Here is an 11,476-nt window from a genome sequence, read left to right on the forward strand (position 1 = left end):
CTCACCTAGGGTCGCGCCATGCGTGCGCCCACGGCTCTCCCGCCCGGCGTGCGCACGGTGGCGGCGGTCGCGGCCACCAGCCTGCTGGTGGTGCTGGTCGCCTGGGCGACGCTGATCGGGCCGGACGAGGTCTTCACCGGTCCCGGCCCCAGCCCGGCCTCCGGGACGACTCCGAACCGGTCCTGCATCCCGCTGCCGGAGGTCACGAACCCCGACGGCACGACAACCGTCCAGATCCCCGACGACGTCTCCGAGCGCAACTACTGCGACCCGCCCGCGGCGGGCATCGGCGACTACCGCGACCTGGTCGAGCAGAACCCGGCGCCCCTGTGGGTCAAGGTGCTCATCTGGCTCTTCCTCGGCACGCTGCTGGTCGTCGTGCTCGGCGGGGTGGTCTGGCTGGTCACCGCCGCTGCGCGCGAGCTGCTGACCCGTCGCGACCGCGCGGAGCGCGCCGTGACCGACTTCGCGGTGCTCGACGAGCCGCGCTTGGTCGCCGAGCAGATCGCGGGCGACGCCGCCGAGCAGGACGCCCTGCTGCGTGACGGCGACGCCCGCAACGCGATCGTCGCCGCGTGGCACCGGTTCGAGGTGCAGGGCGAGCGTGCCGGGGTGAGCCGGAGCCCGTCGGAGACCTCCTCGGAGTACGCCATCCGCATCCTCGACCTCGTCGCGGCCGACTCCGGGTCGGTCCACCGGCTGGCCGAGCTCTACCGCGAGGCCCGCTTCTCCGAGCACCCCATCACCGAGGACCACCGCGCGGCCGCGCTCGCGGCGCTGGCCGGGATCCGGCAGGGGCTGGGGGTGCGCACGTGAGGCGGCCGGCGATCGCCCGGCACTGGCGCACCCGGCTGGCCGGTGGCGTGGTGCTCGGCGCGATCGCCTACGCAGCCACCGTGTGGCTCGACTTCGAGCCTCGTCCGCTGCCCTTCGCCGTCATGGTCGTCATCGTGTGCACGCTCGGCTTCCTCGTGGTCGACACGGCCGACGCGCCGTCCGCCCACTGGCAGCACGACCTGCCGCGTCGTGAGGACCGGACCGACGAGGCCACCTCCGACCTCCGCGTCCTGACCAGCCACCAGCAGGCCGACCACCCCTCCGACGCGTTGCACCGGCGCCTGGTCGAGGTGGCCCGCGCCCGCGACCCGGTCCTGGCCGACGAGCTCGACCGCGAGCTGGCCGACGTACGCCGACTCGCGCCCGCCGACATCGACCGCATCCTGACCCGAATCGAGGCCGTCCGTGCCCCACGATGACCACACCCCCTCCGCGTTCGCCGAGCGCGTCCTCGACGAGGTCGGCCGCGCCGTCGTCGGCAAGCGCGAGGTGCTCGCGCTCGTGCTGGCCGGCATCCTGGCCAAGGGGCACGTCCTCCTCGAGGACTTCCCGGGGCTCGGCAAGACCTTGGCCGCGCGCTCCTTCGCCGGTGCGCTCGGGCTGGACTTCGCCCGCGCCCAGTTCACCCCCGACCTCCTGCCCGCCGACCTGACCGGGTCCTACGTCTACGACCAGCGGCGCGCCGAGTTCGACTTCCGGCCCGGTCCGATCTTCACCGGCCTGCTGCTCGCCGACGAGATCAACCGGACGCCGCCGAAGACCCAGGCGGCCCTGCTCGAGGCGATGCAGGAGGGGCAGGTCACCGTCGAGGGCCAGACCCACCGCCTCGCCAGCCCCTTCCACGTGCTCGCGACCGCCAACCCGGTCGAGTACGAGGGCACCTACCCGTTGCCGGAGGCCCAGCTCGACCGGTTCCTGCTGCGGGTCGGCTTCGGCTACCCGTCGGCGGCGGAGGAGCACGACGTGCTCCGCCGGCGGCTCGATCGGCAGCGTGAGGAGGTCGACATCGTCCAGGTCACTGACGCCGCGGGGCTGCTGGCGGTGCAGGCGGCCGTCGAGCGGGTGGGCGTGGACGACTCGGTGGCCCGCTACTGCGTCGACCTGGTCGCGGCGACCCGGAGCCATCCCGACGTGCTGACCGGTGCCTCGCCGCGAGGGAGCCTCGGGCTGGTGCTGACCGCGCGGGCGTGGGCGGCGATCCGCGGCCGAGACTTCGTCGTGCCCGAGGACGTCAAGGTCGTCTCGCGCGCCGTGCTCGCCCACCGGATCACGGTCAAGCCCGAGCTCTGGATGACCCAGGCCTCGGGGGCCCGGGTGGTCGACTCGGTGCTCGGCTCGGTCCCGACGCCGCGCACGCTGGAGTCGCCACGGTGAGCCGCTGGCGGCCGACCACCTCGCTGGTCCGGGCCTGCCTGCTCGCCCTCGGCGGACTCGCCGGCGGAGTGGTGCTGGGCCAGGAGGTGCTCGTGGTCCTGGCCGCACCGTTCGTGCTGCTCGCCGCCATGGGACTCGTCGCACGCCCCGGACAGGTGCCCCGCGTCGAGGCACGGATCGACCACCACCGTCTCCACGAGGGACAGGGAACGACGTCGCGGCTGGTGGCCGACGACCTCACCGGCGTCGAGCACGTCACCCGGGTCGCGTCGGGGACGGCCCACGTCGTCACCTCACCGGCGTACGGCGCCGCGGGGATGCTGGTCGCCGACGGCCTGCCGACCATCGACTTCGGCCCGCGCCGGTGGGGACGGCGCGCGATCGGCGCCGAACGGCTGGCCCTCACCAGTGGGTGGGCCGGCTGGCGCTGGGGACCGGTCGACATGCCCGAGCACGGGTTGACGGTGCTGCCGCAGACGGCGCCGTACGACAGCCGCGCCGAGGTCCCGCAGCCCGACGGCCTGGTCGGCCGGCACCGGTCGCGGCGGATCGGCAGCGGCACGGAGTTCGAGGGCATCCGGCACTTCACGACGGGTGACCGGCTCAAGCGGATCACCTGGCCGGTCTCGCTGCGCACCGGCGAGCTGCACGTCATCACCACCCGCGCCGAGCAGGACGCCGGGGTCTGGCTCGTCGTCGACGGCCTGCGCGACATCGGCGTCTCGGGCGGCATCGACGGTGCGGCCAGCACCCTGGACCTCACGGTGCGTGCGGCCGCGGCGCTGGCCGAGCACCACATCCGCACCGGCGACCGCGTCGGCCTGCTCGTCGTCGCGGGGGACGGCGCCCGCGTCGCGCGCGGCTCCGGCCCGCGGCACCACCACCGGCTCCAGGGCACGCTGGCACGGGTGCGCACCGACGCCCGCAGCATCGCCCCCGAGCGGCTCGACCTCGGTGGTGGCACCGGCAGCGTGGTCTACGTCCTCTCGCCGATGCTCTTCACGCCGCTCGTCGCCGCGACGGCCGGCCTGCAGCGCAGCGGCGCCACGGTCGTCGTCATCGACACGCTCGGTGAGCGTGACGAGGCCGCCGACCGGCTCGCCCTGCGAAGCCTCGCGGACCGCATCCAGAAGATCGAGCGCGACGACCGGCTCCGGCGCCTGGCCGAGCTCGGGACGCCGGTCGTCCCCTGGCGCGGGCCGGGCACCCTCGACACGGTCCTGAGCCAGCTCGCCCGCCGGGCGCGGGTCCCGAAGGTGCGCGCGTGATGGGGGTGCCGCTCCACGTCCAGGTGCTCCGGGCCCTGCTGTTCGTGCTTCCCGTCGGCGCACTGGCGCTGGCCCTGCCCGAGGTGCCCCACTGGTTCGTGGTCGGCGCGGTGGTGGTGACCTCGGCGCTGTGGGCGCGTTCGCCCGACACCGTGGCCGGGGCGGTCTCGCTCGTCCTGGTCGCCTGCTGGTGGGCCGCGCACGGCGTCGTCGACTGGCGGGTCCTCGTGGTCGCCGTGCTGCTGCTCGCCGCCCACGTGGTCGCGACCGTGCTGTCCTACGGCCCGCCGACGCTGGCGCTCGACCCACGTCTCGCCCGGCTGTGGTCGAGGCGGGCGTTGCTCGCGCTGGTGCCGGCGCCGATCGCCTGGTTCGCGGTGCGCGGTCTCGACCCGACCCTCGCGCCGTCGTGGGTGTGGCTCGCGGCGGGCGTCCTCGTGGTCGCGATGCTGGCGACCACCTCGCTGCTGACGCAGCGCGCCCCCGAGTGAAGGATGGTCTCGTGACGACCGAGGAGGAGCGCGAGCTCTACGTCGAGCTGGTCCTGCAGTGCGCGGAGTCCGTGCCGCGCGGGCGGGCGACGACGTACGGCGCGATCGCGGACGTCGTCGGCGAGCGACTGGGTCGCGGTGGTCCGCGCCTGGTCGGCAACGTGTTGGCCCAGCACGGCGCAGCCGTGTCCTGGTGGCGGGTGGTGCGCGCCGACGGGTCGCTGCCGCCGTCGCACGACGAGGAGGCGCGGCAGGCCTACCTCGAGGAGGGCACGCCCCTGCGCCCGTCGGGGTCCGTGGATCTGAGGCAGGCGTTCCACCAGCCGGTCCTCAGGGCAGAATGACGCCCATGCTCTACACGGTGCTGCACAGCGTCGTGCCCCCACTGGCGCGAGCCGTGTGGCGGCCGACGGTCGAGGGTCTGCACCACGTGCCCGCCACCGGGCCGGTGATCGTGGCGAGCAACCACCTGTCGTTCGTCGACAGCGTCGTCATCCCGTGCATCGTGCCGCGCAAGGTCGTCTTCCTCGCCAAGTCCGACTACTTCACCGGCACCGGCGCGAAGGGTGCGCTCTCGCGGGCGTGGTTCGAGGGGCTCGGCATGCTGCCCGTCGACCGCGACGACACGAGGGCCGCGCTGGCCAGTCTCGACACCGCGCTGCAGGTGCTCGGGCGCGGCGAGGCCTTCGGCATCTACCCCGAGGGCACCCGCTCGCGCGACGGCCGGCTCTATCGCGGGCGCACCGGCGTCGCGCACCTCGCCCTGACCGCCGGCTGCCCCGTCGTCCCGGTCGGGCTGCAGGGCACTCCCGAGATCCAGCCGATCGGGTCCAACGTGCCGCGGCTGGCCGAGGTGACCGTGAGGTTCGGCGAGCCCATCACGGTCACGGGGGAGTACGACGGCGTCCCCACCGGCCGCGCGCGCCGCGACCTCACCGACCGCATCATGAGGGCGATCGGTGAGCTGTCGGGCCAGGAGCCGGCGGGCGTCTACAACGAGCGCCCGGTCGACGCCTGAACCTCTGTGGGCGGCGCTACACGCGTGACGCGAGCGCGGCGAGGGCCTTCGGGAAGATCTCCGCGGGCGGGGTCACGAGCCCGGCGCCGACCTGACCGACGCCGGCGACGGCACCGGCCATGCCGGTGTTGATCTGCGGCAGGATGCCGGTGCGGCAGACCTTCGTGACGTCGATCCCGGTCGGAGTGCCCTGGAACTCGAGCACGGGCACCGACCAGCGCGGGTTCTCCGCGAGCGTGATCTCGTGCATCCGGCGGGTGGTGGCCAGCGCGTCGGGCACCGAGCCGCCGACGAGTCGGACGATGGCCGGCGCGGTCGCCATCGCGAAGCCGCCGATGCCCGCGGTCTCGGTGATCGCCGAGTCGCCGATGTCGGGGTTGGCGTCGTCGGGGCCGTAGTCGCCGAGGAAGAGGCCCTCGGCCACCTGGGCCGGACCGGTGAACCACTGGTCGCCGGTGCCGGAGACCTGGATGCCGAAGTCGGTGCCGTTGCGGGCCATGGCGACGACCATCGTCGAGCCCGGGACGTCGCGGCCGGCGTCGAGCGCCAGCTTGCACGCGGGCATCGCGAGGTTGAGGAAGAAGTGGTCGTTGCCGCCGACGAAGCGCAGCACGTCGGCGACGTCCTTGGTGTCGAAGCCGGCGTCCACCATCGCGGGGGAGAGGTCGCGCAGCAGCATCAGGGTGCCGGCGCGGTTGCGGTTGTGGGCCTCGTCGCCCATCTGCAGCATCTGGGTGAGGATGCCGGTGACGTCGGTGGCCTCCTCCGTCCCGCGCACCGCGGCCTGGAGCAGCGGGCCGAGCACGTCGCCCATCCAGCGCAGCCGGGTGAGCACGTCGGGGCCGTAGGCTCCGTAGCGCAGCACCTTGCCGAGTCCCTCGTTGAGCGAGCAGTACGTCCGCTTGCCGGTGGCGCGGTCCTCGAGGACCCACATCCACATGGAGGGCGTGACGACGCCGGCCATCGGGCCGACGGCGCTGCGGTGGTGGCACGGCTCGAGGCTGACGCTGCTGCCGGACTCGAAGAGCGCGACCGCGTCCTCGGGGTCGTCGACCAGGCCCTCGAGGGCGGCGCCACCCATCAACGCGCCCCGCATCGGGCCGGAGGCACGAGCCCACTCCAGCGGCGGTCCGGCGTGCAGGAACTGGCCCTTCTCGAGGCCGAGCACCTCGCTCGCCGGCGCGACGTCGACGAGGTGGGCGGTGACCCCGAGCATCGCCTGGACGGCCTTCTGGTTGGCCTCGACGCGACGCGGGTCCGTCGCAACGGCGGCGAGGTCGGCCTCGGTGCCGGGCATCGGCGGGCGCCAGTCGACGCGCTCGACGGTGACGGCCTGGCCTTCCACGGACTCGGCGAACATGTCGGCGCCGACGGTCACGACGGTGGGCTCGCTCATGCTCGTGCTCCTTCGATCAGCTGGATGGCGCGGCGGGTGGCCGCGGCGTTGGACAGGTGCACCTCGGCGCCGGCCGCGACCAGGGTGTCGCGCTGCGCGTCGAGGCCCTGCGGGTCGAGGTCGGTGCCGACGAGGCTGACGATCACCGGGATCGACCGGTCCTGCCGGGCCGCGGCGATCGCGGGGGCCAGGAGGGTGGCCGGGTCGGGCTCGGCGCCGTGGCCGAGCACCAGGTCGAGCAGGATCACACCGGTGGCGGGGTCGGCCGCGGCCCGGGCCAGCTGCTCGTTGCGCAGCGTGGGGTCGATCATCGGGTGCGCGCGGCCCTGGGTGAGGGCGTCGTCACCGAAGTCGACGAACGTGTGGTCGTCGACCAGCAGGTCGTCGCCCAGCGCGAGCTCGTCGGAGAGCGGGATGTTGCTGCGGACCGGGCCGAACGCCTCGGTGGCCATCAGCATCGACTCGTCGCACAGCGTGCCGCCGACGAAGAGACCGCGCAGCAGCGGACCGGTCGCCTCGCGGGTGTTGTCGGCACCGTGCACCGGCCATTCCGGCGCCTCGTGCCCGAGCCGGGCGAGCACCGCCTCGGCGACCGCGGTGAGGTCGCGCTGCCCGCGGCCGAGGAGGCCGAGCTCGACGGGGGTGGCGAGCCCGTCGGCGTAGGTCGACAGGGCCTCGGCGACCTCGGGAGCCGGCGGCTTCGAGACCACCACGACGAGGTCGACGTCAGCGTCGGCGTCGAGCCGGCGCAGCGCCTCGCGGGTCGCGAGCCCGCCCACCGAGGAGGACAGGTCGCGCCCGCCCACGCCGAGCGCGTGGCGCACGCCGACGCCCTCCTGCGTGGCTCCCGCGTGGTGGAGCAGGGCGAGCAGCTGTTGGCAACCGGTGCCGGACGCGGCGACGAGGCCGATGCGGCCGGGGCGGACGGTGTTGGCGAAGCCGAGCCCGACACCGTCGATGACGGCCGTGCCGCAGTCGGGGCCCATCACGAGCGCGCCGCGGGAGGCGGCGTACGTCTTGAGGGCGACCTCCTCGGCGACCGGGACGTTGTCGCTGAAGATCATCACGTCGTGGCCGGCCTCGACGGCGTCCATCGCCTCGACCGTGGCGCTGGCGCCGGGCACGGAGACCAGGGCGATCGCGCCGGCACCGCTGCGCTCGAGCGCGGACGCCGTGGTGCGCGGCGGGGCGAGGGTGGTGTCGCCCGACGACGGCCGGGTCGGCACGAGGGCGGCGTCGACGGCGGCCAGCGCGGTGGCGACGTCGGCGTCGTCGTCGAGGCGCAGCGCGACGACCATGTCGTTGGGGGAGGAGTCGGGCACGTCGAAGCCCATCCCGGTGAGCACCTCGAGGTTGAGGCCGGTGGCCATCGCCACCTGGGCGGCGACCACGCCCGGCGCGGCCTGCACCGCCCGACTCACCTGCAGCAGGGTGACGGAGTCGGCGTAGGCACCGCTCCTCAGCTCGACGTGGTCCTTCATGCAGCAGCCCTCCGGGACTTCTCTTCGGTTGAGGTGAGTGCGAGTGCGGCGCCGGTCATCAGACCCGCGCCCGAGGTGGCACCGACGGCGAGCAGGGCCCGCGCGGTCGTCTCGGTCGGGTCGGCGAGCCAGGCCGACAGCTGGGGCAGCGCCTCGCCGCGGATCGCGCAGTCGAGCAGCGTGGCGGACAGGAGCGTGGTGGCGCCGAGCCGGCGGCGTACGTCGCTGGCGAGCTGCTCGTCGGGCTCGCCGAGCGCGGCGCGGGTGACCAGCCAGCCGGCCAGCACGTCGTCGCCGAGCGGGGTGAGGCCGGGGCCGCGGCCGATCAGCCGGTCGAGGTGGGCCGGCGTCAGATGACCGTCGGCGGGGAGGTCGAGGTCGTCGAGCCGGGACGTCATGGCCCCCGGCCGCGCGGGCGACCACCCGTCATGACGTCCGACCCGGGTGACACGGGGGTCGGTGAGGCGCGTGATCCGGAGGGCCTCGTCGCCGATGACGAGCGCGCCGTCGCGGACCACTGCGGAGCGCCCGGCCATCGGTGCGAGGTCGTCGAGCGTCGACCACAGCGCACAGGGCACCCGGGTCGCCGCGGCGGACACCAGGCCGAGGCACCAGCCGTCGAGGTCGACGTACACCGCGGTCGCGCTGGCGTGCAGCACGTGGCGGGGTCCCGGGGCGGCCGACGCCAGCCGCGAGGCCACTCGCGTCGGGGCAGCCACGGGGATCACGTCACCGACGCTAGCGGTCCATGACACACTCGCCGATGTGAGTTCCTGACAAGCAAGGGGCAGAAGTGGGCCAAGACTTGATAAGTGATCCGGATGCCATCGCCGCGCTCGAGCGCGCCGACGCGCTCCACACGGCGCTCTCGCACATCGTCCTCGAAGGTGGTGACCTGTCCGCGATCGCCGAGGCGGTGGGCGACGCCCTGGGGTGCGGGGTGGTCTTCACCTCGACCGACGGACGCGAGCGCGCGGCCCATCTCGACGAGGTGCACCGCGAGTCCCTGACCGGGGCGGAGCTGGTCGATCCGACCGGCCGCGTGCGCGTCGAGCGGATCGACCCGGACGGGACCGCCGCCGGTGACGGCGAGGCGCTCGTACGCCGGGTGGTGGCCGCCGGCGTCGACCTCGCGCGGCTGGTGGCGGTGCGCCCGGACGGCAGGATCCATGCCTCCGACGTGCACGCCCTCGAGCGCGCGGCGATCGTGGCGGCGCTGCTGATCACGCGCGTCGAGGCGATCACGGCGGTGGAGAACAAGTACCGCGGCGACTTCCTCCGCGACGTGTTCCTCGGTCGTGCGGGGGAGGCGGACGACGTCGCCGAGCACGCCCAGGCCTTCGGGTGGCAGCTCGGGCGACCGGTCCTGGTCGTGGTGGCGGTGCTCGACCCCGACGCCATCGCCGCGCTCGGTCCCGGCGCCGAGGAGCGACGGACCTGGCAGGACCGCTTCGCGAACGCGTGGCGGCAGGTCTCCTCAGGCGTGGACGGCAGCATCGCCTCGGTCGCCTTCAGCCGCGAGGTCGTCACGCTCGTGCCGGTCGCCGGCACCGACGTCCCGGCCGACGTCCTGGCCGGCCACGCCGTGGTCGACCGGATCATCGAAGGGGTCCGCGGCGACCGCGGCGGCGGCCGGATCGCGTTCTCCGCCGGCGTCAGCCGGGTGGCACCCTCGCTCGCCGACCTGCCGGAGGCGTTCCGCCAGGCCCAGCGCGCCGTCGAGATCGGACGTCGTGTCCACGGCGGGGGATCGGTGACCCGCTTCGACCAGCTCGGCCTGCACCGCCTGCTCGCGCTGGTGCCCGACGGCACCGAGCTGACGGCGTTCGCCGCGGACGTGCTCGGGCCGCTCGCCGAGCGCACCGCCGAGGCGGCCGACCTGCGCGAGACGCTGCAGGTGCTGCTCGACACCAACTTCAACGTCGCCGAGGCCGCCCGCGCGCAGTTCTTCCACTACAACACGATGCGCTACCGCGTCGGGAAGCTGCAGCGGATCCTCGGCCCGGTCGCCACCGACCCCCACCTGCGCCTCGACGTCGCCGTGGCGCTGCGAGCGCTCGAGATCGTGGGCTAGTGGCGGGCTCCCTGCGGATCGCGCCGCTGACCCGCGCGCACGCGCTCGACATCTGCACGTGGCGCTACGAGCCGCCGTACTCCTCCTACGACATGACCGGTGCCGATCCCGACTGGCTGCTCCAGCCGGTGTCGGGGTTCCACGCCGTGCTCGCTTGCGACGACCTGGTCGGCTTCCGCTCCTACGGCGAGGACGGCCGCGTCCCCGGCTGGGCGTACGACGACCAGGCTCTCGACACCGGCGGCGGACTGCGACCCTCGCTGACCGGAAGTGGCCTGGGTCCCTCCGCGATCGCCGCCGGGTTGGCACACGGGCGGGTGCTCCACGACCCGCCGGCCTTCAGGGTGACGGTGGCGTCGTCCAACGCGCGGGCGCTCCACGTGGTCGAGGGGCTCGGCTTCGAGAGGGTCGCGAGCTTCGTCTCCACCCACGACGGGCAGGACTTCGAGGTGCTGGTGCGCTCCGAGCGCTGAGGGGTCGGCGCTCGTCAGCGACGCATCGCCACCGGATCACCCAGGTAGCGCTCGAGGTCGGACCGCACCCGCTCGGAGATCGGCCACGGCGCCTGCGCGCCGCGGTCCCAGAGGACGGTGGCGCACTCCCACGCGACTGCGGGCGCACCGCCCTCCTCGACCCGTATCTCAGCGCCGACGGTGAACGACGAGCCGCCGATGCGGCTGACCCACAACGTCGCGAGGAACGGCTGGTAGGGCACGAACCGCATCTCCGCGTGGTACTCGACGGCCTGGGAGGCGACCAGCTCGGAGACGCCGTCGTCGAGGGCGTGCAGGAGACCGGTCCGACCGGCAGGCAGGTCGGGCAGCGGCGCGAACCGGAAGAACTCCAGTCTGGCCTCGTCCAGGATCCGCACGGCCTCGACGTTGTCCACGTGTCCGGCGAGGTTGATGTCGCGATAGCGCGCCTGGATCCGCGTCGTGTAGGTGTCGCCCATGCCCGGTCAGTCTTCCGGCGGCGGTCGCCTCGCGCGGTCACGGGGTGTCTTCAGCGGCGGGCGAGGTCCTGGGGCAGGGACGAGGACCTCAGTCGGAGGGCACCAGGACGGTGAGTCCGAACAGGTAGAACAGGACCAACGCCGCGACGAAGAGGACCAGCAAGATCAGCGGCTTCCACGTCGGCCTCTTGCGGGGGGCGTTCAGTGGCTGGTTGGTGGTGGGGTGCTCGCGGGTCTCGTCGCCGTGGCGGATGTCGTCGCCGAGCTCGTCGTCGGCACTGGATCCTCCTCTGTCCAGCCGCGCCGGGTGTCGCGACCGCATCCCTGCGTACCCGGCTCCGACGCTTCCATGCGACGGGTGGCCGCGACTCAACCGGCTGGACGCTTCTCCGGACGAAGGTCACCGCGTGCCTGTGGCCCGAGCACCGGGGTGGTGTCGGGCTGTGGGGCGGTCAGGTTGAACCGCCCCGGAATTTCCGGAGGCTGTGTTTGGTGGCTCAGCCGGTCGGCGTGAGCTGGTTTCTTGCAGCGTAGTGAAGTTCTTCGGCCTCGACTGGGGTCAGGTCGTCGATGGCCTCGTGGGGG

General features: G+C 73.9%; 14 protein-coding genes. 9 read left to right on the top strand and 5 right to left on the bottom strand.

Annotation, left to right across the window (positions count from 1 at the left end; translation table 11 throughout):
• The first annotated feature begins 18 nt into the window (after positions 1-18).
• Genes IEZ25_RS07045 through IEZ25_RS07075 form a run of 7 tightly spaced genes read left to right on the top strand, consistent with a single transcriptional unit; the run spans position 19 to position 4,988 of the window.
• On the top strand, positions 19-816 hold the full coding sequence (locus tag IEZ25_RS07045; RefSeq protein ID WP_191198674.1) for a DUF4129 domain-containing protein: 798 nt from the start codon (positions 19-21) through the stop codon (positions 814-816).
• Entirely contained in the window at positions 813-1,256 is a 444-nt protein-coding gene (locus IEZ25_RS07050) for a hypothetical protein (RefSeq protein ID WP_191198675.1), read from the top strand. Before IEZ25_RS07045 ends, IEZ25_RS07050 begins: the two co-directional genes overlap by 4 nt.
• Entirely contained in the window at positions 1,243-2,211 is a 969-nt protein-coding gene (locus IEZ25_RS07055; RefSeq protein ID WP_191198676.1) for an AAA family ATPase, read from the top strand. The genes IEZ25_RS07050 and IEZ25_RS07055 overlap by 14 nt, the downstream gene beginning before the upstream one ends.
• Positions 2,208-3,479 carry a DUF58 domain-containing protein gene (locus IEZ25_RS22170; RefSeq protein ID WP_191198677.1) on the top strand — a complete coding sequence of 424 codons (1,272 nt, stop codon included), beginning with the start codon at positions 2,208-2,210 and terminating at the stop codon, positions 3,477-3,479. The genes IEZ25_RS07055 and IEZ25_RS22170 overlap by 4 nt, the downstream gene beginning before the upstream one ends.
• Complete coding sequence (locus IEZ25_RS07065; RefSeq protein ID WP_191198678.1) at positions 3,479-3,970, top strand: hypothetical protein; 492 nt, start codon at positions 3,479-3,481, stop codon at positions 3,968-3,970. The genes IEZ25_RS22170 and IEZ25_RS07065 overlap by 1 nt, the downstream gene beginning before the upstream one ends.
• 11 nt (positions 3,971-3,981) lie before the next feature.
• Positions 3,982-4,314 (top strand): MGMT family protein, encoded by a 333-nt coding sequence (locus IEZ25_RS07070; RefSeq protein WP_191198679.1) that lies wholly within the window; start codon positions 3,982-3,984, stop codon positions 4,312-4,314.
• Positions 4,315-4,319: 5 nt separating this feature from the next.
• Complete coding sequence (locus tag IEZ25_RS07075; protein ID WP_191198680.1) at positions 4,320-4,988, top strand: lysophospholipid acyltransferase family protein; 669 nt, start codon at positions 4,320-4,322, stop codon at positions 4,986-4,988.
• A 16-nt stretch (positions 4,989-5,004) separates the two neighbouring features.
• Here IEZ25_RS07075 and IEZ25_RS07080 read toward each other — a convergent pair whose 3' ends face one another.
• From IEZ25_RS07080 to IEZ25_RS22175, 3 genes are read right to left on the bottom strand one after another with little or no spacing between them, the layout of a single operon-like run.
• On the bottom strand, positions 5,005-6,384 hold the full coding sequence (locus tag IEZ25_RS07080; protein WP_191198681.1) for a YlbE family protein: 1,380 nt from the start codon (positions 6,382-6,384) through the stop codon (positions 5,005-5,007).
• A complete protein-coding gene (locus tag IEZ25_RS07085; RefSeq protein WP_191198682.1) occupies positions 6,381-7,865 on the bottom strand; it encodes an FdrA family protein in 1,485 nt (494 codons plus the stop codon). Before IEZ25_RS07085 ends, IEZ25_RS07080 begins: the two co-directional genes overlap by 4 nt.
• A complete protein-coding gene (locus IEZ25_RS22175) occupies positions 7,862-8,593 on the bottom strand; it encodes an oxamate carbamoyltransferase subunit AllH family protein (RefSeq protein ID WP_191198683.1) in 732 nt (243 codons plus the stop codon). Before IEZ25_RS22175 ends, IEZ25_RS07085 begins: the two co-directional genes overlap by 4 nt.
• Positions 8,594-8,670: 77 nt before the next feature.
• On the opposite strand from IEZ25_RS22175, the gene IEZ25_RS07095 reads away from it, so the two are divergent.
• Both IEZ25_RS07095 and IEZ25_RS07100 read left to right on the top strand, forming a co-directional pair.
• A complete protein-coding gene (locus IEZ25_RS07095; RefSeq protein ID WP_191198684.1) occupies positions 8,671-9,939 on the top strand; it encodes a PucR family transcriptional regulator in 1,269 nt (422 codons plus the stop codon).
• Complete coding sequence (locus tag IEZ25_RS07100; protein WP_191198685.1) at positions 9,939-10,412, top strand: GNAT family N-acetyltransferase; 474 nt, start codon at positions 9,939-9,941, stop codon at positions 10,410-10,412. The genes IEZ25_RS07095 and IEZ25_RS07100 overlap by 1 nt, the downstream gene beginning before the upstream one ends.
• A gap of 14 nt (positions 10,413-10,426) precedes the next feature.
• Here the strand turns inward: IEZ25_RS07100 and IEZ25_RS07105 are convergent, their stop codons facing one another.
• Together IEZ25_RS07105 and IEZ25_RS07110 are read right to left on the bottom strand one after the other, a co-directional pair.
• Positions 10,427-10,891 carry an acyl-CoA thioesterase gene (locus IEZ25_RS07105; protein ID WP_191198686.1) on the bottom strand — a complete coding sequence of 155 codons (465 nt, stop codon included), beginning with the start codon at positions 10,889-10,891 and terminating at the stop codon, positions 10,427-10,429.
• Positions 10,892-10,979: 88 nt separating this feature from the next.
• Entirely contained in the window at positions 10,980-11,213 is a 234-nt protein-coding gene (locus IEZ25_RS07110) for a hypothetical protein (RefSeq protein ID WP_191198687.1), read from the bottom strand.
• Positions 11,214-11,476: the final 263 nt, after the last annotated feature.

This window comes from Nocardioides hwasunensis (assembly GCF_014779665.1).
GTDB lineage: Bacteria > Actinomycetota > Actinomycetes > Propionibacteriales > Nocardioidaceae > Nocardioides > Nocardioides hwasunensis.